Source organism: Geodermatophilus dictyosporus, assembly GCF_900115505.1.
Classification (GTDB): domain Bacteria; phylum Actinomycetota; class Actinomycetes; order Mycobacteriales; family Geodermatophilaceae; genus Geodermatophilus; species Geodermatophilus dictyosporus.
The window spans coordinates 228,895-253,433 of the sequence record NZ_FOWQ01000001.1 but is presented as its reverse complement, the minus strand read 5'-3'; the positions used below and the strand labels follow the sequence as shown (position 1 = coordinate 253,433).

Sequence of the window (24,539 nt, the reverse complement as noted above, 5' to 3'; positions counted from 1 at the left end):
CCGCCGGAGCCCGACCCCGCACCCCGGCGACCAGTCGTCGACGACCCAGGAGGCGTCATGCACGGAGAGATGCGCGACCGGTCGGGCCCGCCGGCCCACGACCGCGTCATGTCCCGCAAGGCCGCGATGAGCGGCTGGATCGGCAGCACGCTCGAGTACTACGACTTCGCCATCTACGGCCAGGCCGCCGCGCTGGTGTTCCCCGCCGTGTTCTTCCCGTCCGAGGACCCGACGGTGGCGCTCATCGCCTCCCTGGCCACCTACGCGGTCGGCTACGTCGCCCGGCCGCTGGGCGCCTTCGTCCTGGGCAGCTGGGGCGACCGGCACGGCCGCAAGAACGTCCTCGTGCTCGCGATGATGCTCATGGGCGTCTCGACGCTGGCCGTCGGCCTGCTGCCCACCTACGCCCAGGTCGGCCTCCTGGCGCCCGCGCTGCTGGTGCTGCTGCGGCTGGTCCAGGGCTTCGCCGTCGCCGGTGAGCTCGGCGGCGCCAGTGCGATGATCGTCGAGCACGCCCCCGCGGACCGGCGCGGCTTCTACGCCAGCTTCAGCCTGCAGGGCACCCAGGCCGGCTCCATCCTCGCCGCCGCGAGCTTCATCCCCCTGTCCGCGCTGCTGTCGGAGCAGGCCTTCCAGACCTGGGGCTGGCGCATCCCGTTCCTGCTGAGCTTCGTCGTCATCGTGGCGGGCTACGTCATCCGCCGCCGGGTCGCCGAGACGCCGGTCTTCCTCGAGGAGGCCGCGAAGGACGCCACGCCCAAGACCCCGGTGCTCCAGGTCGTCCGCGAGAGCGGCGGCACCATCGTCCGCTGCGTGCTCATGGCCCTGGCCAACGTCGTCGGCACCACCGTCGTCGTCTTCGGCACCGCGTACGCCACCAACGAGGCCTACGGCGTCGGGATGAGCGCGGCCACCTACCTCTGGCTGCCGCTCGCGGCCAACGTCGCGGCCGTCGCGCTGATCCCCTACTTCGGCAAGCTGTCCGACCGGGTCGGCCGCCGCCCGCTGATGATCGTCGGCCCGCTGAGCGCCGGCGTGCTGTCCTTCGCCTACCTGTACGCGGTCGGCCGGAACAACGTGGTGCTGACCGTCGTCCTGGCGATCCTGATGTTCGGCGTGCTCTACCAGCTGTGGAACGCCACCTTCGCCAGCTACTTCCAGGAGCTGTTCCCCACCCGCCACCGGGTCACCGGCTTCGCGGTCTCGCAGAACGTCGGCCTGATGCTCGTGGCCTTCCTGCCCTCGGTGTTCGCGTTCATCTCCCCGCCCGGGTCGACGAACGTGCCGCTGGTCATCGGCGGGCTGACCTTCCTGCTGTGCGTCGTCTCCGCCCTCGCCGCCTGGTCGGCGCCGGAGACCTCCCGTAAGGACCTGCGCGAGCTGGACGGGCCGGCCCCGGCACCGGGCCCGGCCGGCGAGGCCTCCCGCGTGGAGGTCGGCACCGCCTGACCCGCACTCCCCCACGGCGGCCGCCGTCCCCACCCGGGGGACGGCGGCCGCCGCCGTCCCCCGGCCCGTGACGCGCTGGAACGGCCCTCCTGCAGGGACCCGCCGCGAGCTCGCGAGCGGTGGGGGCAGGAGGGTCCTCCTCCTAGGCGGGCGGGCGGGCCGAGCCGGTGCTGCCCCGGACGATGAGCTCCGCGGGGACCGGCACCCGGCGCGGGTCGGCCGCCGGCGGCGAGAGCACCAGCTCCATCGCGCGGGCACCCATGTCCTCCAGCGGCAGCCGCACGGTGGTGAGCGCGGGCTGCAGGTCGCCGGTGAACCACAGGTCGTCGAAGCCCACCACGGAGACGTCGTCGGGCACCCGCCGGCCGAGGTCGGCCTGCAGCGCGTTGAGCGCGCCGACGGCCATGAGGTCGTTGAGCGCGAAGACGGCGGTGACCCGCGGCGCCCGGGCGAACAGCGACAGCGTCGCCGCGTGGCCCCCGGCGCGGGAGAAGTCGGCCTCGACCACCACCGGGGCGCCGCGGTCGCCGCCGAGCTGCTCCCAGCCGTCGAGGAAGCCCCCGAGCCGGTCGGCCACCGTGCGCAGCTCGCGCGGGCCGGTCAGCACGCCGACCTCGCGGTGGCCGAGGTCGCGCAGCAGCCGCGCCACGGACGCCGCACCCCGCCGGTTGGCGGGCAGCACCGTGTCGAAGGGCAGGTCGTGCTCGCTGACCAGCGCCACCCGGCCGCCGCCGTCGGCGAAGTCGGCCAGCGCCCGGCCGAGCTCGTCGCCCTCGTCGATCCGGCCGCTGCCGGCCAGCAGCACCGCGCGCACGCGCTGGGCCTGGAACCGCTGCACGTACTCGACCTCGCGGCCGGCGTCGCGGGAGGTGCTGGCCATCATCGTCAGCAGGCCGTGCCCGGTGGCCACGCGCATCGCGCCGGCGGCGATCGAGGCGAAGTAGGGGTCGTCGACCTCGTGCACGACCAGGCCCGCGACGTTGGTGGTGGCGCGCGCCAGCGCCTGCGCGGGACCGTTCGCGGCGTACCGCAGTTCGGCCGCCGCCCGGCCCACGCGGGCGGCGAGGTCGGGGCCGACCACCCGGCTGCTGCCGTTGAGCACCCGGGAAGCGGTTGCCAGCGACACCCCGGCCCGTTCGGCGACGTCGCGCAGGGTGACGCCGCCCGGGCCGCGCCGGGCCCGCGGATCGGCGTCGGGCTGCACGGACGGAGTCTAGCGGCGCCGGGCCGGGCCGACCTCCCCCGCGCGAGGGGCGCGGGCGGGACCGGACCGCGGCGGCAGGTGGTTGCCTGCGTCACACCGCTGCCCTATCGTGACGGTAAGCGCTTTCCAGCCGCTCGACGGCAGCGCTCCCCCACCGCGAGGAGACCACCATGGGCACCGCACCCCTCGGCATCGTCATGAACGGCGTGACCGGCCGGATGGGCTACCGCCAGCACCTGCTGCGGTCGATCCTGGCCATCCGCGAGCAGGGCGGCGTCCTGCTCTCCACCGGCGAGCGGGTGCAGGTGCGGCCGCTGCTGGTGGGCCGCCGCGCCGCCGCGCTGCAGGAGATCGCCGAGCGGCACGGCATCGAGGACTGGACCACCGACCTCGACGCGGCGCTGGCCGACGACCGGTGGCAGGTCTACGCCGACTTCCAGGTCACCTCGGCGCGGGTCGCGGCGATCAGGCGGGCCATCGCGGCCGGCAAGGACGTCTACACCGAGAAGCCCACCGCCGAGACGCACGCCGAGGCCGTGGAGCTCGCCGAGCTGGCCGCGGCGGCCGGCGTGAGGAACGGCGTCGTCCACGACAAGCTGTTCCTGCCGGGGCTGCTCAAGCTCAAGCGGCTGCTCGACTCCGGCTTCTTCGGCCAGGTGCTGTCGGTGCGCGGCGAGTTCGGCTACTGGGTGTTCGAGGGCGGCTGGCAGCCGGCGCAGCGCCCGAGCTGGAACTACCGGGCCGAGGACGGCGGCGGGATCGTCGTCGACATGTTCCCGCACTGGAACTACGTGCTGGAGGACCTCTTCGGCCGGGTCGAGTCGGTGTACGCGAAGGCCACCACGCACATCACCAGCCGGGTCGACGAGCGCGGCGAGCCCTACGCGGCCACCGCCGACGACGCCGCCTACGGGATCTTCGAGCTCGAGGGCGGCGTGGTCGCGCAGATCAACTCCAGCTGGGCGGTGCGCGTCGACCGCGGCGAGCTGGTCGAGTTCCAGGTCGACGGCACCCACGGGTCGGCCGTCGCCGGCCTGTTCGGCTGCCGCATCCAGCCGCGCAACGCCACGCCGAAGCCGGTGTGGAACCCCGACGTCCCCGACTCCCGCGACTACCGCGCCGGCTGGCTCGAGGTCCCCGACAACGACCCGGTCGAGAACGGCTTCAAGGTGCAGTGGGAGCAGTTCGTCCGGCACGTGGTCGAGGACGCCCCGCACCCGTACGACTTCGCCTCCGGCGCCCGCGGAGTGCGGCTGGCCGAGGCCGGCCTGGAGAGCTCGCGCACCGGCCGCCGCGTCAGCATCCAGGACAGCGACGCCGAGGTGGCGACCCGATGAGCACCGCCGTCCTGCTGGACACCGACGGGCGCACCCGGCTGCTGCCGCTCGGCGAGCCGGCCGCGGTGCGCCGCCCGGCGGCGCCGCTGCGGTCGCGCACCGCCTACGCCGCCGCGCACGTCGTCCCGCGCGTGTCCGGGGAGAACGTGCCGGGGGCGCCGGCCGACGTCGACTGGGACGCCACCCTCGCCTACCGCCACCACCTGTGGTCGTGGGGGCTGGGCGTGGCCGACGCCATGGACACCGCGCAGCGCAACATGGGCCTCGACACCGCCGCCACCCGCGAGCTGGTCCGGCGCAGCGCGGCCGAGGCGCGGTCGGTCGGCGGCGCGCTGGTGGTCGGGGTGAACACCGACCACCTGGCCGACGACGTCGTCCCGCTGGCCCAGGTGGTCGACGCCTACGTCGAGCAGTTGCACGCCGCCGAGGACTGCGGCGCCGGGGTCGTGCTCATGGCCAGCCGGCACCTGGCGCGGGTGGCCGAGGGCCCGGCCGACTACGAGCGGGTCTACGCCGAGGTGCTGGCCCGCGCCGGGGGCCCGGTGCTGCTGCACTGGCTCGGCGAGGCCTTCGACCCGCAGCTGCGCGGCTACTTCGGCTCGGCCGACACCCGCACGGCCGCCGACGTCGTGGTCCGCGTCCTGGAGCGGCACGCCGACCGGGTGCGCGGCATCAAGATGAGCCTGCTCGACGCCGACGCGGAGGTCGCGCTGCGGCGGCGGCTGCCCGACGGCGTGCACCTGTTCACCGGCGACGACTTCCACTACGTCGACCTCATCGCCGGCGACGGCGAGCGGTTCTCGCACGCCCTGCTGGGCGCCTTCGCCGCGATCGCACCGGTGGCCGGTGCCGCCATCGCCGCGCTCGACGCCGGCGACCCGGCCGGCTACCGCCGGCTGCTCGGGCCCACGGAGGCGCTGTCCCGGCAGGTGTTCGCCGCGCCGACGGCGTACTACAAGACCGGCATCGCCTTCCTGTCCTGGCTGAACGGCCACCAGCCGGCGTTCGCGATGGTCGGCGGGCTGCACGGCGCCCGCAGCCTGCCGCACCTGTCGGAGGTGGTCCGGCTGGCCGACGCGGCCGGCGTCCTGGAGGACCCCGAGCTGGCGGCCCGCCGGTGGAACGGCCTGCTGGCGCTGGCCGGCGTCGCCGTCCCGGCGCTGGAGCCGGTCGCGTGAGCGCGCACCCGCGGCTGTCGCTGAACCAGGCCACCGTCAAGCACGCATCCCTCCTCGACGCGCTGGACGCCACCCGCGCGGCCGGGATCGGCGCGGTCGGGCTGTGGCGCGAGCCGGTCGCCGACGTGGGGCTGGAGAAGGCCTGCGCGCTGGTGGCCGACTCGGGGCTGCGGGTGTCGAGCCTGTGCCGGGGCGGCTTCTTCACCGCGCCCCCCGGCCCGGGCCGCACCGCGGCGCTGGCGGAGAACCGGCGCGCCATCGAGGAGACCGCCGCGCTGGCCGCGGCCGGCGCCCCCGGCTCGGCACCGGTGCTCGTGCTCGTCGCCGGCGGCCTGCCCGGGGGCGACCGCGACCTGGCCGGCGCCCGGGAGCGGGCCCGCGACGCGGTCGGCGCGCTGGCCGACGACGCCCGCGCGGCCGGCGTGGTGCTGGCCATCGAGCCGATGCACCCGGTGTTCGCCGCCGACCGCGGGGTGGTCTCCACCCTCGGGCAGGCGCTCGACGTGGCCGAGCAGTTCCCGGCCGAGGCGGTCGGCGTCGTCGTCGACACCTACCACGTGTGGTGGGACCCCGACCTGCCGGCGCAGGTGGCACGGGCCGGCCGCGGCAGGCGGATCGCGAGCTACCAGCTGGCCGACTGGGTGACCCCGCTCGGACCGGACGTGCTGGTCTCGCGCGGCCTGCCCGGGGACGGGCACGCCGACCTGGCGGGGATCAGCGCGCTGGTCGAGGCGGCCGGCTACCGCGGCGACGTGGAGGTCGAGGTCTTCGCCCACGCGCTGTGGGACGCCGACCCGGCCGACGTGGCCGCGCGGACGGCGGCGGCGTTCGCCGCGTCCTCCGGCGTCCGCCGCTGAGCCGGCCGGAGGGCGTCAGCCCACGTAGTTGACGTGCACGTGGTCGTAGTGGTTGGCCGTGGCACTGCCGCGGTCGGCCATCTGCGACCAGCTGCCGCCGGGCGAGCTGAGCATCTTCTGCTGGTAGATCAGGTAGTCGACGCCGAGCTCGTCCCAGTGCGCCACGTGGTAGGCCACGATCGCGTTCCCGAGCGCGGTGTTGCTCATGGTCATGTAGTCCAGGGCCAGGCCCGAGGGGTGGCCGCCCGGGTCGGCCGCGCTGGGCCGGGTGCCGCCCAGGGTGATCGAGCCGGCACCGGCCACGTTGCTGACGACGGCGTTGGCCGCCGCCTGCACGACCGCCTGCACGGCGCCGGAGGTGTTGGTGATCTTCGCGGTGACCGTCGAGGCGGTTGAGGAACCGGCGGTCGAGGAACCGGCGGACGACGCAGCGGACGAGGCAGCGGACGCCGGCGCCGGCGCCTCTCCGGCCTCCTCGGCCGCAGCGGCCTCCTCGGCGGCAGCGGCGGCGGCCTCGGCAGCGGCGGCCGCCTCGGCGGCCGCGGCCTCCTCGGCGGCGCGCTGGGCCGCGGCGGCGGCCTCGGCCTCGGCGCGCTGCTGGTCGAGCACGGCCTGGTCGGCGGCGGCCTGCGCCTGCTGCGCGGTGACCTCCTCGGCCTCGCGGCTGCCGCGGCTGGCGGCGAGGTCCTCGAGCGGCTGCAGGTCGGCGGGGGCCTCGAGCGCGCCGGTCCCGGCGGTCAGGCCCAGCTCGGCGGCGACGCTGGTCGAGCCGGTGGTCTGCGCGCCGGCCTGCGCCGCGGGCTCGGCGCCGACGACGACGTTGACCAGCAGCGCGCCGGCCGCGGCGGCGCCGAGCAGGAGACCGGGCCGGCGGGTGGCCCGGAGGCGGGCGGCCTGGCGGGATCGGGCGGTGCGGCCGGACGAGGTCGTGCGGGGGTCCATGGTGCGGGGTGCTCCGGAGGGGTGCGGGCGCAGCAGCGCAGGGGGCTGCCGCAGGAGGCGGTCAGCGGGGCGGGCGGTCGCGGCAGCGGCGGACTGCCGCGGACGGTCAGCTGCGCGGGGGCGCCGGCGTCCGGGAGGACCGGAGAGGCGGGGGTGCGGCAGGGCAGGCGCGCGCCATCGGGCGGCTCTCCGTTCTTCCGATGGCCGCCTACCGGGTCAGCTGACGGGTTCGGGCGGGAAGCGGCCCTACCTCCCCCGGCGCGTGGCCAGGAGGGGATTCACCCCAGTGGTGCGGTGGGTCCCCGGCTCGCCCCGGGAGGCGACTCGGCGGCGTCCGCCGGTCTCCCCCGTCGGGGGACGTGTCGGCCGGTCGGACGGCGCCACGCTACCGGCGTTATCCGATCGTGACAACGAGTCGACACCGTTTTCGTCGAGTGATCACCGTCGCGGCCCTGCCGATCGACGGCCGGAGGGTGTAGAGGCCGCCGGATCCGGTGGCTCAGACCAGCCCGTGGGCGTGCACCGCCTCGGCCACCTGGAGGAAGCCGGCCACGTTCGCGCCGAGCACGAGGTCACCGGGCGAGCCGTACTCCTCGGCGGTCTCCGAGCAGCGCGCGTGGATGCCCCGCATGATCTCCTCGAGCCGCGCCTCGGTGTGCTCGAAGGTCCACCGGTCGCGCGAGGCGTTCTGCTGCATCTCCAGCGCCGAGGTCGCCACCCCGCCGGCGTTGGCCGCCTTGCCGGGGGCGAAGGCGATCCCGGCCTCGCGGAACACCCGGACCGCGTCGGGCGTCGAGGGCATGTTGGCGCCCTCGACGACGTAGCGGCAGCCGTTGCGGGCGAGGACGGCGGCGGCGTCGCCGTCGAGCTCGTTCTGCGTGGCGCTGGGGACGGCGACGTCGCACGGGACGTCCCAGATGCTGCCGCCCTCGACGAAGGAGGCCGAGGGCACCCGCTCGGCGTACTCGGCGATCCGCGCCCGCTCGACCTCCTTGACCTGCTTGAGGACGTCGAGGTCGATGCCCTTCTCGTCGACGACGGAGCCGCTGGAGTCCGAGCAGGCGACCACCGTGCCGCCGAGCTGGTGCACCTTCTCGATGCCGTAGACGGCGACGTTGCCCGAGCCGCTGACGGTGACCCGTTTGCCGTCGAAGGACTCACCGGCCGCCTCCATCATCGCCGCGGCGAAGAAGGCGGCGCCGTAGCCGGTGGCCTCGGTGCGCACCAGCGCCCCGCCCCAGCCCAGGCCCTTGCCGGTGATGACCCCGGACTCGTAGCGGTTGGTGATCCGCTTGTACTGGCCGAACAGGTAGCCGATCTCCCGGGCCCCGACGCCGATGTCGCCGGCCGGCACGTCGGTGTACTCGCCCAGGTGCCGGTAGAGCTCGGTCATGAACGACTGGCAGAACCGCATCACCTCGGCGTCGGAGCGGCCCTTGGGGTCGAAGTCCGAGCCGCCCTTGCCACCGCCGATCGGCATGCCGGTGAGCGCGTTCTTGAACACCTGCTCGAAGCCCAGGAACTTCACGATCCCGACGTCGACCGAGGGGTGGAAGCGCAGGCCGCCCTTGTACGGCCCGAGGGCGGAGTTGAACTCCACCCGGAAGCCCCGGTTGATGTGCACCTCGCCGCGGTCGTCCTGCCACGGCACCCGGAAGATGACCTGCCGCTCGGGCTCGCAGATCCGCTCGATCGTCTTCATCTCCAGGAACTCGGCGTGGCGGGCCAGCACGACGGCGAGGGAGTCGAGCACCTCGCGCACGGCCTGGTGGAACTCCGTCTCCCCCCTGTTCCGCCGCAGCACGTCTCCGTAGATCCGCTCCACCACCGCCGTGACGTCGGTGCCCATCCGTGCGCCTCCTCGCGTCCGCGGCGTTCCCGACGGTCCGGTTCCGCTCGCGTGGAACGGTGGCAGAGTCCGCGGCGGCGCTCCACCCGGGGTCCTAGGGTCGGGGCGTGGAGGTCTGGTTCGACCCGGCGTGCTCGACGTGCCGCACCGCCCGCGACGAGCTCGACCGGGCCGGCGTCGGGTACACGCTGCGCCGCTACCTCGACGACCCGCCGACGGAGGACGAGCTGCGCGCGGTGCTGGCCGCGCTGGGCCTGCAGCCGTGGGACGTCACCCGGCTGTCCGAGCCGCCGGCCCGGGAGCTCGGCCTGCGCGAGGCTGCCCGCGACACCCCCGCCGACGCCGACGCGTGGATCCGGGTGCTCGCCGGGCACCCGCGGCTGCTGCAACGCCCGATCGTGCTCGCCGACGACGGCCGCGCCTGGGTCGCGCGGGACGGGGACACGCTGAGCGAGGTGGTCGCCGCCGCCCGGGGCACCCGCGAGATGGACCCCCGCGACCCCGACACCCTGTACGCCGAGGGGCCGGTCGCGGCCGAGCCGCCGGCCGACGACCGGCCCGAGAGCTCCCCCCTGCGCGACTCGGGCGGCACCGGCCCCGGCCCCGACGACCTCGACCGGCTGCTCTGACCGGCTGCTCCGACCGGCCCACCGGTTGCTGTGTGCAACGACCTGGGACCCTGGCAGTCGTGGCACCCCGCTCCCCCCGCGCCCTGGTCGCGACGCTGGTCTTCGTCGGGACGGTCGTCGCCGTCATCAGCAGCCTCGGCGCACCGCTGGTCCCGGCGGTCGCGGCGGCCACCGGCGCGGCGCTGCCCGACGCGCAGTGGTCGCTGACCGTCACGCTCCTGGTCGGCGCGGTCGCCACCCCGGTGGTCGGCCGGCTCGGTGACGGGCCGCACCGGCGGCGGGTGGTCCTGGCCGTGCTCGCCGTCGTCACGCTCGGCGGTGTGCTGGCCGCGCTGCCGCTGGGCCTCGGCTGGCTGGTCGCCGGCCGGGCCCTGCAGGGCGTCGGGCTGGGGCTCACGCCGCTGGCCATCGCCACGGCGCGGGAGGCGCTGGCCGGCGAGCGCTCCCGCGCCACCATCGCCGCGCTGTCGGTCACCGTGGTCACCGGGGTGGGCCTGGGCTACCCGCTGGCCGGGCTGGTGGCCGAGGCGGGCGGGGTGGGGGCCGCGTTCTGGGCCGGAGCCGCGGTGAGCGCCGCCGCGCTGGCCGCCGCGGCCGCCGTCCTGCCCGCCCCGGCCGCGGCGCCCCGGCGGCGGCTGGACGTCGTCGGCGCCGTGCTGCTCGGCGCCGGGCTGGGCGGGCTGCTGCTCGCGCTGGGCGAGGCCGAGACGTGGGGCCCGGCCTCGCCCCGGCTGTGGGCGCTGGCCGCCGCGGCGCTGGCGGCGCTCGCGCTGTGGGTCGCCTGGGAGCTGCGCACCCCCGAGCCGCTGGTGGACCTGCGACTGGCCCGCGGCCGGGTCGCGCTGACCGCGCACTCCGCGGCCCTGCTGGTGGGGCTGTCGAACTACCTGCTGCTGGCCGCGGTGCCGGTCATCGCCCAGGCGCCCCCGGCCGAGGGGGCCGGCTTCGGCACGTCGATCGTCGTCGCCGGGCTGGCGCTGCTGCCGTTCTCGGCGGCCAGCGTCGTGGGCGGGCGGCTGGCCCGGGTGGTCGCCGACCGCGCCGGGCAGGCCCGGGTGCTGCCGCTGGCCGCGCTGGCGCAGGGCGCGGCGTTCGTGCTGTTCGCGCTGCTGCGCACCGACCTGTGGCACCTGTTCGCGGTCATGGCGGTGGCCGGGCTGGGCGTGGGCGCGGCGTTCGCGGCGCTGCCGGCGCTGGTGGTCGCGGCCGTCCCGCCGGCGGAGACCGGCAGCGCGACGAGCCTCAACCAGGTACTGCGCTACGTCGGGTTCAGCGTCGGCAGCGCGCTCACCGCCACCGTGCTGGCCGCCGCGACGCCCGCGGGCGGGGGGTCGCCCGCGGCCGGCGGCTACACCGTGCTCGCCGTCGCCGGGGTGGGCGTCTGCCTGCTCACCGCCGTCGTCACGCTGCTGACCGGCCGCCCCGCCCCGGCCGGGGAGGCCGTCGCCGCGCGCTAGCCCGCGTCGGCCCAGGAGCGGACGACGGCCACGTCGAGCGGGAAGTCGACCGGGGAGCCGCCGAACAGCAGCCGGCCGGCCGTGGCCGCGGCGGCGCGCACCGCGGCGGCCACCTCCTCCGCCCGGTGCTCCGGGGTGTGCACCACGACCTCGTCGTGCAGGAAGAACACCAGGTGCGGCCGCTCGGCGGGCGGCCCGTCGCCCAGCCGCCACAGCCGGTTGCGGAGGTCGGCCAGCCAGCACAGCGCCCACTCCGCGCCGGTGCCCTGGACGACGAAGTTGCGGGTGAACCGGCCCCAGGCCCGGCGGGCGCGGTCGCGGTCCTCGCGCGGGCCGTCGTCGACGGGCGCCTCGCCGAGGTCGGCCCCGCGCTGCGCCCACGAGCCGTCGGGGAGCGGCGACCCGCGGCCGAGCAGCGTGGCCACCACCTCCCCGCGCTCGCCGGCGCGGGCGGCGTCCTCCACCAGGCCGATGGCGCGGGGGTAGCGGCGGGCCAGCCGCGGCAGCACCCGGCCGCTCTCCCCGCGGGTGCCGCCGTACATCGCGCCGAGCACGCCGAGCTTGGCCTCCGCCCGGGTGGCCACCGCGCCGCCGGTCACCACGCCCTGGTACAGGTCGGCCGCGCGCGCCGCCTCGGCCATCGCGGCGTCGCCGCTCATCGCGGCGAGCACCCGGGGCTCGAGCTGGGCGACGTCGGCGACCACGAACGCCCAGCCGTCGTCGGCCACCGCGGCCGGGCGGACCTGCGCGGGCACCGACAGCGCGCCACCGCCCTGCGCCGACCACCGCCCGGTGACCACGCCGCCGGGCAGGAACGCCGAGCGGAACCGGCCCCCGCGCACCCAGGTCTCCAGCCACGCCCAGCCGTGCGCGGCCAGCAGGCGGGCCAGCCGCTTGTACTCCAGCAGCGGCGGCACGGCGGGGTGGTCGACCTGCTCGAGGGTCCACTGGCGGGTGTCGGCCACCGGCAGCCCGGCGGCCTGCAGCGCCCGCAGCAGCTCGCCCGGCGAGTCGGGGTTGAGGGCGGGGGCACCGAGCGCCGTCCGCACCTCCGCGGCGAGCCGCTCCAGCACCGGCGGCCGGGCGCCGGCCGGCGGGCGCGGTCCGACCAGGGCGGTGAGCAGCCGCTCGTGGACGTCGGCGCGCCACGGCAGCCCGGCGGCGGTCATCTCCGCGGCGACCAGCGCGCCGGAGGACTCCGCGGCCAGCAGCAGCTCCAGCCCCGCGCGCCGCGGCGAGGCGGCGAGCGCGGCCTGCTGGCGGTCGTGCTCGGCGGCGGGGTCGAGCCGGTCGGCGGGGTCCTCGAGCGGGAACAGCGCGTGCTCGACGGTGGTCACCGGCTGCAGCGCGTCCCAGCCGGCGGCGTCCTCCCCTGCCAGCAGCGCCCGGTCGGCGAACGGCGACCGGCGCAGCACGGCGCGGGCCAGCCGCAGGTCGGTGCAGCGCTCGACGCGGACGCCGGCGTCGAGCAGCGCCGGGTACCAGCGGGTGGTGTCGTCCCACACCCAGCGCACCGGCGCCGGCGTCCGCTCCCGCTCGGCGACGAGGGCGGGCAGCTCGCCGGCGGGCAGCCGGACGACGTCGGACGTCCCGCCGCCGGGGCACCGCCGCACCTCGACGGCGTCCCCGCGGCGGCGGAGGACGATCCGCTCCACCCGCCCAGTGTCGGTGAGGGGTGCGACGGTCCCCGCGGGCGACGCGCCCGTCAGTCCCGCGGCACCACGTTGCGCAGCTCGCCGCCGGCCACGAAGGCGGCGAGGTTGGCCGCCAGGAGCTCGTCGGCGCCCACCGGCCGGCCGCCGGCGGCGTGCGGGGTCAGCAGCAGCCCGGGTGCGTCCCACAGCGGCGAGTCGGCCGGCAGCGGCTCGACGTCGGTGACGTCGAGGGCGGCGCCGCCGATGCGCCCCCCGGCCAGCGCCGCGACGAGCGCCGGCTCGTCGACGGTGGAGCCGCGGCCGACGTTGACCACCAGCGCGTGCGGCGGGAGGGCGGCCAGCCGGTCGGTGTCGAGCGCCCGGGCGGTGTCCGGCGTCGACGGCAGGATCATCACCAGGACGTCGGTGTGCGCCAGCTCGCCGGCCAGCCCGTCCTCGGCGACCACGGAGAAGCCGCCGCGCTCCCCCGCGCTCCTCGCCACCCCCCGCACCGACGCGCCCAGGGACCGCAGCACCGGCGCGAGCGTCTGCCCGATCGAGCCGAAGCCCCACACCAGCACCCGCGCGCCGATGAGCGTGGTCACCGCGCCCTCGGGGTGCAGCGGCTGCAGGCCGCCGAGCTCGCGGGCCCAGCGGTGCTCGGCCTGCGCGGCCAGGGCGGCGGGCAGCCGGCGCAGCAGCGCGAGCACCAGGGCCAGGGCGTGCTCGACGACCGGGCCGTCGTGCAGGCCCGCGCCCGAGGTGACGACGACGTCGTCGGGGAAGCCCGCGGTGAGCACGACGTCGGGCCCGGCGGCGAGGGTCTGCACCCAGCGCAGCCGGGGCATCCGACCGGCGACGGCGTGCAGGTCCGCCCCCGCGTTGCCCCAGACGACGAGGACCTCGGCGTCGCGGTGCTCCTCCGGCACCGGGGCGGCGACCGGGTAGCGCACCGCCTCGACGCCCTCGGGCAGCGCCGGGTCCAGCGGCGTGGAGTCGGGCAGCAGGATCTTCACGCGGTCGGGCCTCCGTCGCTCGGTGCGGGTGCGGTGGCTCAGCCGAGGAGGCGGCGCGCCGTGCGGACCGGCTGCCGCACCCACCAGCGGGCCACGCGCAGGCCCAACCGCCACAGGTCGCCCCACTCCGCGGGCCGCGGCGCCACCGCGGGCGGCTCGCCGGCACCGGCCCGGTCGGGCGCGGGCCCGGTCCCGGGCTCGGGGTCGCCGGGCGGCGGCGGGTCGCCCTCGGTCGCGGGCACCAGCAGGTCGAGCGCGGTCCGCCGCTGCGGTGCGCGGAGCGACTCGAACGACGGGATCGCCGGCGCGGCCGGCCCCTCGTCCCCGGGCGCCGGCGGGGTCCCGGCGCGCGGCAGGCGCGCGGGCGGCTCCGGGACGACGGCGCGGATGGCGGCGATCGTGCTGGGGCCGAGCCCCGGGATCGCGGCGAGGTCGCTCCGGCTGAGGGCCGCGAGGTCGGCGACGTCGGTGACGCCCGCGCGCCCCAGCGCCGCCACCGCCCGCCCGGGGAGCTGGAGGTCCTGCACGCTCCGCCCGGACCGGTTGCCCGGCGACCTGGTCACCATGGCCTCCGACCCTAGCGCCGCCCTCCCCCGTCGTGTCCTCCCCCGTGACCCGGCGAATCGTTGTGTACGGTTGTTCCTATGACCGCGCCCGACACTGCCGACACCCGGACGATGCGCGAGCGGATGCTCGCCGGTGACCTCTACGTCGCCGACGACCCCGAGCTCGGCGAGGCCAGCGCCCGGGCACTGGACCTGGCCGACGCGTACAACGCGACGACGGTCCGCCAGGGCCCGCTGCGCCGCCGACTCCTCGAGGAGCTGCTGGGCGCGGTCGGCGAGGGCACCGAGATCCGCCCGCCGCTGCACGTCGACTACGGCAGCCACCTGCGCATCGGCGCCCGTTGCTTCGCCAACTTCGGCCTGGTCGCCCTCGACGTCGCGCCGATCACCATCGGCGACGACGTCCAGATCGGGCCCAACGTCCAGCTGCTCACCCCCACCCACCCAGTCGAACCCGGGCCGCGGCGCGCCAAGTGGGAGGCGGCCGAGCCGATCACCGTCGGTGACAACGTCTGGCTCGGCGGCGGCGCGATCGTGCTGCCCGGCGTGACCATCGGCGAGAACACCGTCGTCGGCGCCGGGGCGGTGGTCACCCGGGACCTGCCGGCGAACGTGGTGGCGGTGGGCAACCCGGCCCGCATCGTGCGCAGCCTGGACCCGGCCACCCGGTGAGCGCCCCGGCCCGGCGGGCGCGCCGGCACGACCCGGGTCGGCGCGACCGGCTGGTGGACACCGCGCTCGACGTCGTCGCCGAGCAGGGCGTCACCGCCGCCACCCACCGGGCCATCGCGCGGGCCGCCGACGTGCCGCTGGGCTCGCTGACCTACCACTTCGCCTCACTCACCGAGCTGCTCGCCGCGGCCTTCACCCGGCACGTCGACACCGTCGCCGAGCGGTTCGACGAGCGCATGCGCGCCGCACCCGACCGGGCGGCGGCGCTCCAGGCGCTCGCCGAGCACCTCACCGACGACCTCCTGGGCTCCTCGCGCGACCTGGTGCTCGCCGTCGAGCTCTACGTCGCCGCGGCCCGCGACCCGGCGCTGCGCGAGGTCACCCAGGACTGGATGTCGCGCAGCCGACGCAGCCTCGAGCGCCACCTCGACCCGATCACCGCCCGCGAGGTCGACGCCCTGGTCGAGGGGCTGGTGCTGCACAGCGCGCTGTCGACCGACCCGATGACCGCCGCCCAGATCCACTCCGCGCTCACCCGCCTCGCCGGCTGAGCCCGATCCCCAGGACCCCGCCCGTGTCCCTCGCTCCCCCGGCCGTCGACGCCCGCCTGCGCCGCGCCCGCGCCGCCGTCGCCGCCTGCTTCTTCCTCAACGCCGTCTTCTACGCCGGCCTGGTGCCCCGGCTACCGGAGGTCAAGGACCAGCTCGGCCTGAGCAGCACCGCCCTGGGCGCGGCGCTGGCGGCCGTGCCACTGGGGGCGCTGCTGGCCGGGCTGTCGTCGGCGGTGCTGATCCGCCGGTTCGGCTCCGGCCGGGTGGCCTCTGCCGGCCTGGTGCTGCTCGGCGTCGCCGTGTGGACGGTGTCGGTGGCGCCCAACTGGCCGGGCCTGGCCGCCGCGCTGCTCGTGGTCGGCGCCCTCGACGCGGTCGTCGACGTCGCACAGAACGCGCACGGGCTGCGCGTGCAGCGGCTCTACCGACGCTCGATCCTCAACGCCTTCCACGGCGTCTGGAGCATCGGCGCGGTCGCCGGCGGGCTGCTCGGCTCGGCCGCGGCGGGGCTGCGCGTGCCGCTGGGAGTCCACCTGGGCACCTCGGCGCTCCTGTTCGGCGCGGTGGCGCTGGTCGCGTCGCGGGCCGTGCTGCCCGGCCGCGACGAGCCGGAGCCCGGTCCCGGCGCCGTGGCGGCCGGGCCGCCGCGCGGGCGACCCGGCCGGCGGGCCGCCGTCCTGCCGCTCGCGGTGCTCGGCGTGCTGGCCACCTGCGGCGCCTTCGTCGAGGACGCCGGCGCCTCGTGGAGCGCGCTGTACCTGCGCACCGAGCTCGACGCCGGCGCGGCCACCGCGGGCCTGGGCTTCGTCGCGCTGTCGGTGGCGATGACCGTCGGGCGGCTCACCGGCGACCGCGTCGTCGACCGGTTCGGCCGGCGCCGGGTGGCGCGCGCCGGGGGCGCGCTCACCGCCGCGGGGATGGGCCTGGCCCTGGCGCTGCCCTCGGTGCCCACCACGCTGGCCGGCTTCGCCCTGGCCGGCCTGGGCGTGGCGACGCTGGTCCCGGCCGTCTACCAGGCTGCCGACGAGCTGCCCGGGCTGCGGCACGGGACGGGGCTGACGGCGATCAACTGGCTGCTGCGGATCGGCTTCCTCGTCTCGCCGCCGCTGATCGGCGCGGTGGCCGACGCGAGCAGCCTGCGGGTGGCGCTGGTCGCCGTCGTCGTGGCCGGGGTGGGCACGCTGCTGCTCGGACGGTCCCTGCCGGGACGGCGGACCGCGGGCGGCTGACCGGCCCGGCGCGCCCCGCCGCTACGGTCCCTGCGGTGAGCACCCCGACCCCGCGCCGGCTGGCCACCGCGGCCGCGCTCGCCGCACTGACCACCGCCGTCGCCCGCCGCGCCCGCACGGTGCGCGCCGTCCCGCCCGAGCTGCGGACGCGCGACCTCTGGCTGCCCCTGGGCATCGGCTCCCGGCTCGAGCTGCAGGTGGCCCGGCGGCTGTTCCTGGGCCCGACCGAGCCGGTCGAGGGCGTCGAGGTGGCGCGGCAGGACGTCCCCGGCGGGCAGGACGTGCTCGTGTACCGGCCGGCCGCGCCCACCGGGTCCGCCCTGCTGTGGGTGCACGGCGGCGGCACGGTCATCGGCCGGCCCGAGGGCGACTCCGACCTGTGCAGCCGGATGGCCCGCGACCTCGGCGTCGTCGTCGTCAGCGCCCGCTACCGGCTGGCCCCCGAGCACCCCTTCCCCGCCGCGCTCGACGACCTCACCGCCGCGCTGCGCCACGTGCACGCCACCGCCGCCGGGCTCGGCGTCGACCCCGCGCGGGTCGCGGTGGGCGGCGCCAGCGCCGGCGGCGGGCTGGCGGCGGCGCTGGCGCAGCGGGCGCTCGACGAGGGCGTCCCGGTCGCCTTCCAGCTGCTGGTCTACCCGATGCTCGACGACCGCACGGTGCTGCGCGGCTCCCCCGGCCGCCGCGGCCGGCTGGTGTGGACGCCGCGGTCGAACGCCTGGGCCTGGACCGCCTACCTGGGGCACCCACCCCGGGCCGACGAGCACCGCCCCTACGCCGCCCCGGCCCGCCGCCTGGACCTCTCCGGCCTGCCGCCGGCGTGGATCGGCGTCGGCGACCTGGACCTGTTCCACGACGAGGACGTCGCCTACGCCCGCCGCCTGCAGTCGGCCGGCGTCCCGGTGCAGCTGCACGTCGAGCCGGCGATGTACCACGCCGCCGAGGTGGAGCTGCACACCAGCGCGCCGGCCATGCGGGCCTTCCGGCAGCGGGTGTTCGACGCCCTCGCCGCCGGCCTCGGCACGGGCACCCGGACGGCGACCCCCGCGGCGTGACCGGGACGGCCACCGCACCCCGCTTCGCCTGCCCCGCGGGGACGTTCACCGGCCGGCGCGCCGACGGCGTGCTGCGCGCCACCGGCATCCGCTACGCGCGGGCCGCGCGGTTCGCCCGCCCCGTCGCCGAGCCGCCCGCGGCCGGGCTGGTCGACGCGACCGCGTGGGCGCCGGCCTGCCCGCAGCCGGAGGCGCCCGAGCTCGAGCAGCTGTTCGTCCAGCCGATGGGCGACCTCGTGGTCGACGAGGACTGCCTGCGGCTGTCGGTGACCGTGCCGGAGGACGCCGGGCCCGGCGCCGGGCTGCCGGTCCTGGTGTGGGTGCACGGCGGCTCCTACGTCAACGGTGCCGGCGACGCGCCGATGACCGACCCCGCGGCGCTGGTGCGCGAGCAGCGGGTCGTCGTCGTCGCCGTCACCTACCGGCTCGGGCTGCTCGGCTTCCTCGGCGCGGACGGTGACCGGCCGGCCAACCTCGGCCTGCTGGACCTGATCGAGGCACTGCGCTGGGTCCGGCGCAACGTCGCCGGGTTCGGCGGCGACCCGGACGCCGTGACGCTGTTCGGCGAGTCCGCCGGCGGCGACGCCGTCGCCCACCTGCTGGTCGCCGAGGGCGCCCGCGGGCTGTTCCGCCGCGCGGTCGTGCAGAGCGCGCCGCTGGGGCTGTCCCGCGGCCGGGCCCGGATGAGCGCGGCGATGGCCGCCGAGGCCCGCCGGGTCGGCCGGGACGCCCCGGTGGAGGACGTGGTCGCCCACCAGGCGCGGGTGGCGTCCCGGGTGCGGCGGCGGCACGGCCTGGCCGCTGCGATGCCCTTCGGCACCCAGTACGGCCTCCCGCCGCTGCCGGCCGAGGACGCGCTCGGGGCGGCGTGGGCGCAGGCGGCGCCCGCGGTCGACCTGCTCGTGGGCACCACCAGCCGGGAGGTCGCCTTCTTCGTGCCGCTGGTGCCGGCGGCCGCGCGGCTGGCCCGCGTCCCGGTCGTCGGCCGGTTGCTGGTCGAGGCGGTCGTCCGGGTGCTGACGTGGCGCATCTACGGCCGCGACGCCGACCGGTTCGCCCGCCGGCACCGCCGGGCCGGTGGCCGCGCGCACCGCTACACGCTCTCCTTCGGCCCGCCCGGCGCACCCACCACCGGCGCGCACGCCACCGACCTGCCGCTGCTGTTCCCGCACCGGCCCACCTGGGAGGGCTCCGCGCTGCTCGCCGGCATCCCCTGGGCCGACGTCGAGGAGGCCGGCCGGCTGGTGCGCCGGGTGTGGGCGGACTTCGCCCGCACCGGCGAGGTGCCCGCCGACCCGGCGCCGTTCGTGGCGGTCGACGCCGGGCGGGCCGGTCAGCCGGTGGCGGTCGCTGCCGACTCCGGGGCGCCGGTGCCCTGACCGCCACCGTTGCCGGCGCTGTTGCCGTTGCCGCCGCTGTTGCCGGGCGCGGTGTCCCCGGCCCCGCCCCCGGTGGGCGCGGTGGGCTCGGGCGACGGCTCCGGCGACGGCTCGGTGGGCTCCGGCGACGGCGCGGTGGGCTCGGTCGACGGCTCGCTCGACGGCTCCGGGGAGGGCTCCGGCGACGGTTCGGGTGAGGGCTCCGGCGACGGTTCGACGGGCGCCTCGGACGACGGCTCCGGCGACGGCTCCGGGGAGGGCTCCGGGGAGGGCTCCGGGGAGGGCTCCGGTGCAGTGTCGGAGGGGGACGGCGCCGGCTCCTGCGACGGCTCCGGGGACGGGTCCGTCGCGGTGCCGGCGGGCGGCGCCTCCGCCGAGGGCTCCGGTGCCGGGGCGCCCGCGGCGTCGTCGGACGTCCCGCCGGTGGGCGCCGGCGCGTCCTCGGCCGGCGCGGGCTGCTCCTCGGGCGCGGTCGCAGGCGGCGGCGCGGCGACGGTGACCTGCACCCGGTCGCCGGTGCGCAGCGCGGCGCCGGCCGGGTCCAGCGCGGTGACGGTGCCGGGGGCGGCGTCCGCGGTGACCTGCGCGGTCTGGCCCACGGTGAGGCCGAGGTCGGCGAGGTCCGCGGCGACCTCCTCGACCGGGCGCCCGACGTACGCGGCGGGGTCGAGCACGAGGGTGTCCTCGGCCGGGGCCGCCTGCGCGGACGACGGGGCCGGCGCCGCGGCGGCCACGCCGTCGCCGTCGCCCAGCCCGCCGACCAGCGCCACCGCGCCGCCGCCGAGCAGCACGACCGCCAGCACGGCCAGGACCAGCAGCAGCCGCCGGCGGGAACCCCGGTCGCCGGACGCCGCGCCCGCCGCCGGCGCCGTCCCCGCCCACAGCGGCGGGTCGTCGTCGGGGTCGTCGGGGTCCCCGCCGGCGTCCGGGACCACCGCGTCGGGGGTCGCCGCCGCGACGGCGGCCGCGGCGATCGGGCGGGTCGACGGCGCGGCGGACGGCGACTCGGCGACGGTCTCCTCGATGGCGTGCAGGAAGGCGTCGCCGTCGGGCAGCCGGTCGTGCGGGTCCTTGGTGAGCGCCGCGTCGATGAGGTGCCGCACGCCCGGCGGGACGTCGGCCGGCAGCGGCTCGGGGTCCTCGCGCACCTGCTTGAGCGCGACGGTGACCGGGTTGGTGCCCTCGAAGGCGGGGTGGCCGGTCAGCGACTCGTAGCCGACCAAACCGAGCGCGTAGACGTCGCTGGCCGGGCTGACCCGCCGGCCCTCGGCCTGCTCGGGCGACATGTACTGCGCGGTGCCGATGACCTGGCCGGTGCCGGTGAGCGGCACGCTCTCGGCCGACCAGGCGATGCCGAAGTCGGTGAGCTTCACGCCGCCGTCGGGGCGGACCAGGATGTTGCCGGGCTTGACGTCGCGGTGGACGACGCCGGCGCGGTGCGCCTCGGCCAGCCCGGCGGCGGCCTGGGAGAGCACCGACAGCGCGGCGTCGGGGGCCAGCGGGCCCTCCTCGGTGAGCAGCGCCGACAGCGGCGCCCCCTCGACGAGCTCCATCACCAGGTAGGCCACGTTCTCGCCGGTGTCGGCGGCCTGCGTCTCCCCGTAGTCGAGGACCGCGGCGATGTTCGGGTGGCTCAGCGCGGCGGCGTGCCGGGCCTCGGCGCGGAACCGGGCGAGGAACGTCGCGTCGTCGGCGTACTCGCTGCGCAGCACCTTCACCGCGACCGGCCGGTCCAGCAGCACGTCCCGCCCGCGCCAGACCTGCCCCATGCCGCCGGTGGCGATGAGCTCCTGCAGCTCGTAGCGGCCACCCAGGGTCTGCCGACCCCTCTCGACCGTGGTCACACTCGGCTCCGTCCCGTGCTGCTGCCGCGGGGGGTCCCCGCCCGTCGGCCCTCCGCCGGAGGGCACCGCCACCGGCTGCGCGCGGGGCGTCCACGGCCCGCCGCGGCGGTCGGCGCGTCCCGCCCCACCGGGACGGTCGCGCCCAGGTCAGTGCCCCGCCTCGGCGCACCTGAACCACCCGGGCCGCGTCGCCCGCGACACACCGGGAGACCCGGTGACCGACCGTCGCAGGCCGGCCACCGGCAGCGTCGGGAGGCGGTCAGCCCAGGACGACGAGCAGGTCACCGCCCTCCACCTGCTGCACCCGGCCGATGGCCAGCCGCTCGACGGTCCCGCCGACCGGGGCGGTGATCGCCGCCTCCATCTTCATCGCCTCGATGGTGGCCAGCGGCTGTCCCGCCTCGATGCTGTCGCCCTCGGCCACCGACAGCGTGACCACGCCCGCGAACGGCGCGGCGACCTGGCCGGGCACCGAGCGGTCGGCCTTCTCCGCGGCCTTGACCTGGGCGTCCACCGACCGGTCGCGCACGCTGACCGGCCGCAGCTGCCCGTTGAGGGTGCACATGACGGTCCGCATGCCGCGCTCGTCGGGGTCGGAGACGGCCTCGACCCCCATGAGCAGGGTGACGCCGGGCTCGAGGTCGACGGCGTGCTCGTCGCCGGGCCGCAGCCCGTACAGGAACTCCTTGGTGGGCAGCACCGACACGTCGCCGTAGGCCTCCCCGTGCGCCAGGTACTCCCGCGTCGGGCCGGGGAACAGCAGCCGGTTCAGCGTCGCCCGCGGGTCCTCGGCCAGGCCGCGCTCGTCGTCGGCGGAGAGGTCGGCCGGCGGCTCGGCGGGACGCCGGCCCTCCAGCGCGCGGGTGCGGAAGGGCTCGGGCCAGCCGCCGGGCGGGTCGCCGAGCTCGCCGCGCAGGAACCCGATCACCGAGTCGGGCAGGTCGTACTTGCCGGGGTCGGAGGCGAAGTCGTCCACCGAGACGCCGGAGCCGACCAGCTGCAGCGCGAGGTCGCCGACCACCTTGGACGACGGCGTGACCTTGACCAGCCGGCCGAGCAGCCGGTCGGCGGCGGCGTAGGCGTCCTCGACCTCCTCGAAGCGCTGGCCCAGACCCAGCGCGATCGCCTGCTGGCGCAGGTTGGACAGCTGCCCGCCGGGGATCTCGTGCCGGTACACCCGCCCGGTGGGCGCGGCCAGCCCCGACTCGAACGGCGCGTAGACCCGCCGCACGGCCTCCCAGTAGGGCTCGAGGTCGTTGACCGCCGCGAGCGAGAGCCCGGTGGCCCGCTCGGTGGCGTCGGTGGCCGCGACGATCGCCGACAGCGGCGGCTGCGACGTCGTCCCCGCCATGCTCGCCACCGCGCCGTCGACCGCGTCCACACCGGCGGACCAGGCGGCCAGCAGGGTGGCCAGCTGCCCGCCGGCGGTGTCGTGGGTGTGCAGGTGGACGGGCAGGTCGAACCGCTCGCGCAGCGCCGTCACCAGCGTGGCGGCGGCCGGCGGGCGGAGCAGGCCGGCCATGTCCTTGATCGCGAGCACGTGCGCGCCGGCGTCGACGATCTGCTCGGCCAGCCGCAGGTAGTAGTCCAGCGTGTACAGCGTCTCGCCGGGGTCGGACAGGTCACCGGTGTAGCACAGCGCCACCTCCGCGACCGCCGTCCCGGTCTCCCGGACGGCGGTGATCGCCGGGCGCATCTGGGCGACGTCGTTGAGCGCGTCGAACACCCGGAAGACGTCGATGCCGGTGGCCGCGGCCTCGCGGACGAACGCGTCGGTGACGGCCTCCGGGTAGGCGGTGTAGCCGACGGTGTTGCGGCCGCGCAGCAGCATCTGCAGGCAGACGTTGGGCACCGCCTCGCGCAGGGCCGCGAGCCGGTCCCACGGGTCCTCGTGCAGGAACCGCAGCGCGACGTCGTAGGTGGCCCCGCCCCAGCACTCCAGGCTGAGCAGTTGCGGGACGGTGCGGGCGACGTGCCCGGCGACGGCGAGCAGGTCCTTGGTGCGCACCCGCGTGGCCAGCAGCGACTGGTGCGCGTCGCGGAAGGTCGTGTCGGTGACCGCCAGCGCCGTCCGCCCCCGCAGGTCGGCGGCGAACGCCTCGGGCCCGAGCTCGAGCAGCCGCTGCCGGGAGCCCTCCGGCGGCGCGGTGCGCAGGTCGACCCGCGGCAGCTTTTGCACCGGGTCGACCAGGTGCGGGCGCTCCCCGTGCGGCTCGTTCACCGTGACGTCGGCCAGGTAGGTGAGCAGCCGGGTGCCGCGGTCGGCGGAGCTGCGCGCGGTGAGCAGCTCGGGCCGCTGCTCGATGAACGACGTCGTCACCCGGCCGGCGGCGAAGTCGGCGTCGTCCAGCAGCGCGGCCAGGAACGGGATGTTGGTGGCCACGCCGCGGATGCGGAACTCGGCCACCGCCCGCCGCGCCCGGGCCACGGCGGTGCCGAAGTCCCGCCCGCGGCAGGTCAGCTTGACCAGCATCGAGTCGAAGTGCGCGCCCACCTCCGCGCCCAGCGACGAGCCGCCGTCGAGCCGGATGCCCGCGCCGCCCGGCGAGCGGTAGGTGGTGATCCGGCCGGTGTCGGGGCGGAAGCCGTTGGCCGGGTCCTCGGTGGTGATCCGGCACTGCAGCGCCGCCCCGCGCAACCGGATGGTGTCCTGCGACAGGCCGAGGTCGGCCAGCGACTCGCCCGCCGCGATCCGCAGCTGCGACTGCACCAGGTCGACGTCGGTCACCTCCTCGGTGACCGTGTGCTCCACCTGGATGCGCGGGTTCATCTCGATGAACACGTGCCGGCCCTCGCGGTCGAGCAGGAACTCCACCGTGCCGGCGTTGACGTAGCCGATGGCGCGGGCGAAGGCGACCGCGTCGGCGCAGATCCGCTCGCGCAGCTGCGGGTCGAGGTTCGGTGCCGGGGCCAGCTCGACCACCTTCTGGTGCCGCCGCTGCACCGAGCAGTCCCGCTCGAACAGGTGCACGACGTCGCCGCGGGCGTCGGCCAGGACCTGCACCTCGATGTGCCGCGGGTCCACCACCGCCTGCTCCAGGAAGACCGTCGCGTCGCCGAACGCCGACTCCGCCTCGCGCATCGCCGCCTGCACCGCGGCGGGCAGCTCCGCGGGGTCCTCCACCCGGCGCATGCCGCGCCCGCCGCCGCCGGCGACGGCCTTGACGAACACCGGGAACGGCAGCGCCTCCGCCGCGGCCACCAGCGCGTCGACGTCGTCGCTGGGCTCGGTCGAGGCCAGCACCGGCAGCCCGGCCTCGCGGGCGGCGGCGATGGCGCGGGCCTTGTTGCCGGTCAGCTCCAGCACCGAGGCCGGGGGGCCGACGAAGGTGATGCCGGCGTTCGCGCACGACTCGGCCAACTCCGGGTTCTCCGAGAGGAACCCGTAGCCGGGGTAGACGGCGTCCGCGCCGGCCCGCCGCGCGGCCCCGACCACCTCCTCGACCGAGAGGTAGGCCCGCACCGGGTGGCCCTCCTGGCCGATCTGGTAGCTCTCGTCGGCCTTGAGCCGGTGCACGGAGTTGCGGTCCTCCCACGGGAAGACCGCCACCGTGCCGATGCCGAGCTCGTAGGCGGCTCGGAACGCACGGACGGCGATCTCCCCGCGGTTGGCGACCAGGACCTTGGTGAACACGGGCTTCCTCCGGGGGTCGGGTCCGGGGGCAGCCTCTCAGAGGCCGCGGCCGGCGGT

General features: G+C 77.3%; 19 protein-coding genes and 1 riboswitch. Of the genes, 11 read left to right on the top strand and 8 right to left on the bottom strand.

Annotation, left to right across the window (positions count from 1 at the left end; all coding sequences use genetic code 11):
• Nucleotides 1–57 precede the first annotated feature (57 nt).
• The gene (locus tag BMZ33_RS01195) at nucleotides 58–1,449 is read left to right on the top strand and encodes an MFS transporter (protein ID WP_169063727.1); all 1,392 of its coding nucleotides are present in this window, start codon (nucleotides 58–60) and stop codon (nucleotides 1,447–1,449) included.
• Nucleotides 1,450–1,591: 142 nt separating this feature from the next.
• Here the strand turns inward: BMZ33_RS01195 and BMZ33_RS01190 are convergent, their stop codons facing one another.
• Nucleotides 1,592–2,653 carry a LacI family DNA-binding transcriptional regulator gene (locus BMZ33_RS01190; RefSeq protein WP_091106952.1) on the bottom strand — a complete coding sequence of 354 codons (1,062 nt, stop codon included), beginning with the start codon at nucleotides 2,651–2,653 and terminating at the stop codon, nucleotides 1,592–1,594.
• Between the two features lie 170 nt (nucleotides 2,654–2,823).
• On the opposite strand from BMZ33_RS01190, the gene BMZ33_RS01185 reads away from it, so the two are divergent.
• Genes BMZ33_RS01185 through BMZ33_RS01175 form a run of 3 tightly spaced genes read left to right on the top strand, consistent with a single transcriptional unit; the run spans nucleotide 2,824 to nucleotide 6,025 of the window.
• Nucleotides 2,824–3,990 (top strand): Gfo/Idh/MocA family protein, encoded by a 1,167-nt coding sequence (locus BMZ33_RS01185; RefSeq protein WP_091106951.1) that lies wholly within the window; start codon nucleotides 2,824–2,826, stop codon nucleotides 3,988–3,990.
• Nucleotides 3,987–5,168, top strand: a complete 1,182-nt coding sequence (locus BMZ33_RS01180) for a dihydrodipicolinate synthase family protein (RefSeq protein WP_091106949.1) — start codon at nucleotides 3,987–3,989, stop codon at nucleotides 5,166–5,168. Before BMZ33_RS01185 ends, BMZ33_RS01180 begins: the two co-directional genes overlap by 4 nt.
• Nucleotides 5,165–6,025, top strand: a complete 861-nt coding sequence (locus BMZ33_RS01175; protein ID WP_091106947.1) for a sugar phosphate isomerase/epimerase family protein — start codon at nucleotides 5,165–5,167, stop codon at nucleotides 6,023–6,025. Before BMZ33_RS01180 ends, BMZ33_RS01175 begins: the two co-directional genes overlap by 4 nt.
• 15 nt (nucleotides 6,026–6,040) lie before the next feature.
• On the opposite strand, the gene BMZ33_RS01170 is transcribed toward BMZ33_RS01175, so the two are convergent.
• Both BMZ33_RS01170 and gdhA read right to left on the bottom strand, forming a co-directional pair.
• Nucleotides 6,041–6,967 carry a VldE C-terminal domain-containing protein gene (locus tag BMZ33_RS01170; protein WP_091106945.1) on the bottom strand — a complete coding sequence of 309 codons (927 nt, stop codon included), beginning with the start codon at nucleotides 6,965–6,967 and terminating at the stop codon, nucleotides 6,041–6,043.
• A 190-nt stretch (nucleotides 6,968–7,157) separates the two neighbouring features.
• A riboswitch (cyclic di-AMP (ydaO/yuaA leader) is annotated at nucleotides 7,158–7,307 on the bottom strand.
• 159 nt (nucleotides 7,308–7,466) lie between these two features.
• Nucleotides 7,467–8,816, bottom strand: coding sequence for an NADP-specific glutamate dehydrogenase (gene gdhA / locus BMZ33_RS01165; protein ID WP_091106943.1), 1,350 nt, complete (start codon nucleotides 8,814–8,816; stop codon nucleotides 7,467–7,469).
• Nucleotides 8,817–8,923: 107 nt separating this feature from the next.
• On the opposite strand from gdhA, the gene BMZ33_RS22495 reads away from it, so the two are divergent.
• Nucleotides 8,924–9,445 (top strand): ArsC/Spx/MgsR family protein, encoded by a 522-nt coding sequence (locus tag BMZ33_RS22495; protein ID WP_136697161.1) that lies wholly within the window; start codon nucleotides 8,924–8,926, stop codon nucleotides 9,443–9,445.
• Between the two features lie 59 nt (nucleotides 9,446–9,504).
• The gene (locus BMZ33_RS01155) at nucleotides 9,505–10,902 is read left to right on the top strand and encodes an MFS transporter (RefSeq protein WP_169063726.1); all 1,398 of its coding nucleotides are present in this window, start codon (nucleotides 9,505–9,507) and stop codon (nucleotides 10,900–10,902) included.
• Here BMZ33_RS01155 and BMZ33_RS01150 read toward each other — a convergent pair.
• Genes BMZ33_RS01150 through BMZ33_RS01140 form a run of 3 tightly spaced genes read right to left on the bottom strand, consistent with a single transcriptional unit; the run spans nucleotide 10,899 to nucleotide 14,118 of the window.
• Nucleotides 10,899–12,557 (bottom strand): bifunctional 3'-5' exonuclease/DNA polymerase, encoded by a 1,659-nt coding sequence (locus BMZ33_RS01150; RefSeq protein ID WP_091106942.1) that lies wholly within the window; start codon nucleotides 12,555–12,557, stop codon nucleotides 10,899–10,901. The two genes, BMZ33_RS01155 and BMZ33_RS01150, sit on opposite strands and share 4 nt — an antisense overlap.
• Nucleotides 12,558–12,607: 50 nt before the next feature.
• Complete coding sequence (locus BMZ33_RS01145; RefSeq protein ID WP_091106940.1) at nucleotides 12,608–13,552, bottom strand: phosphoglycerate dehydrogenase; 945 nt, start codon at nucleotides 13,550–13,552, stop codon at nucleotides 12,608–12,610.
• 38 nt (nucleotides 13,553–13,590) lie between these two features.
• Nucleotides 13,591–14,118 (bottom strand): DNA-directed RNA polymerase subunit alpha C-terminal domain-containing protein, encoded by a 528-nt coding sequence (locus BMZ33_RS01140; RefSeq protein ID WP_091106938.1) that lies wholly within the window; start codon nucleotides 14,116–14,118, stop codon nucleotides 13,591–13,593.
• Nucleotides 14,119–14,196: 78 nt separating this feature from the next.
• Here BMZ33_RS01140 and BMZ33_RS01135 point away from each other — a divergent pair, with 78 nt between their 5' ends.
• From BMZ33_RS01135 to BMZ33_RS01115, 5 genes are read left to right on the top strand one after another with little or no spacing between them, the layout of a single operon-like run.
• Nucleotides 14,197–14,790, top strand: coding sequence for a sugar O-acetyltransferase (locus BMZ33_RS01135; RefSeq protein ID WP_091106936.1), 594 nt, complete (start codon nucleotides 14,197–14,199; stop codon nucleotides 14,788–14,790).
• Nucleotides 14,787–15,341, top strand: a complete 555-nt coding sequence (locus tag BMZ33_RS01130; protein WP_091106934.1) for a TetR/AcrR family transcriptional regulator — start codon at nucleotides 14,787–14,789, stop codon at nucleotides 15,339–15,341. The genes BMZ33_RS01135 and BMZ33_RS01130 overlap by 4 nt, the downstream gene beginning before the upstream one ends.
• A 23-nt stretch (nucleotides 15,342–15,364) precedes the next feature.
• Nucleotides 15,365–16,570, top strand: a complete 1,206-nt coding sequence (locus tag BMZ33_RS01125; protein WP_091106933.1) for an MFS transporter — start codon at nucleotides 15,365–15,367, stop codon at nucleotides 16,568–16,570.
• Nucleotides 16,571–16,605: 35 nt separating this feature from the next.
• Entirely contained in the window at nucleotides 16,606–17,625 is a 1,020-nt protein-coding gene (locus tag BMZ33_RS01120) for an alpha/beta hydrolase (RefSeq protein ID WP_169063725.1), read from the top strand.
• Nucleotides 17,622–19,004, top strand: a complete 1,383-nt coding sequence (locus BMZ33_RS01115; RefSeq protein WP_169063724.1) for a carboxylesterase family protein — start codon at nucleotides 17,622–17,624, stop codon at nucleotides 19,002–19,004. The genes BMZ33_RS01120 and BMZ33_RS01115 overlap by 4 nt, the downstream gene beginning before the upstream one ends.
• Here the strand turns inward: BMZ33_RS01115 and BMZ33_RS01110 are convergent.
• A complete protein-coding gene (locus BMZ33_RS01110; RefSeq protein WP_169063723.1) occupies nucleotides 18,959–20,848 on the bottom strand; it encodes a serine/threonine-protein kinase in 1,890 nt (629 codons plus the stop codon). The genes BMZ33_RS01115 and BMZ33_RS01110 overlap by 46 nt on opposite strands.
• A gap of 259 nt (nucleotides 20,849–21,107) precedes the next feature.
• Nucleotides 21,108–24,482, bottom strand: coding sequence for a pyruvate carboxylase (locus BMZ33_RS01105; protein WP_091106931.1), 3,375 nt, complete (start codon nucleotides 24,480–24,482; stop codon nucleotides 21,108–21,110).
• Nucleotides 24,483–24,539 lie beyond the last annotated feature (57 nt).

Bases quoted from the DNA above. Each gene is read 5' to 3' on its own strand.
- gdhA (WP_091106943.1), bottom strand. From the start codon at position 8,816: ATGGGCACCGACGTCACGGCGGTGGTGGAGCGGATCTACGGAGACGTG.
- BMZ33_RS01140 (WP_091106938.1), bottom strand. From the start codon at position 14,118: ATGGTGACCAGGTCGCCGGGCAACCGGTCCGGGCGGAGCGTGCAGGAC.
- BMZ33_RS01180 (WP_091106949.1), top strand. From the start codon at position 3,987: ATGAGCACCGCCGTCCTGCTGGACACCGACGGGCGCACCCGGCTGCTG.
- BMZ33_RS01185 (WP_091106951.1), top strand. From the start codon at position 2,824: ATGGGCACCGCACCCCTCGGCATCGTCATGAACGGCGTGACCGGCCGG.
- BMZ33_RS01195 (WP_169063727.1), top strand. From the start codon at position 58: ATGCACGGAGAGATGCGCGACCGGTCGGGCCCGCCGGCCCACGACCGC.
- BMZ33_RS01135 (WP_091106936.1), top strand. From the start codon at position 14,197: ATGACCGCGCCCGACACTGCCGACACCCGGACGATGCGCGAGCGGATG.
- BMZ33_RS01170 (WP_091106945.1), bottom strand. From the start codon at position 6,967: ATGGACCCCCGCACGACCTCGTCCGGCCGCACCGCCCGATCCCGCCAG.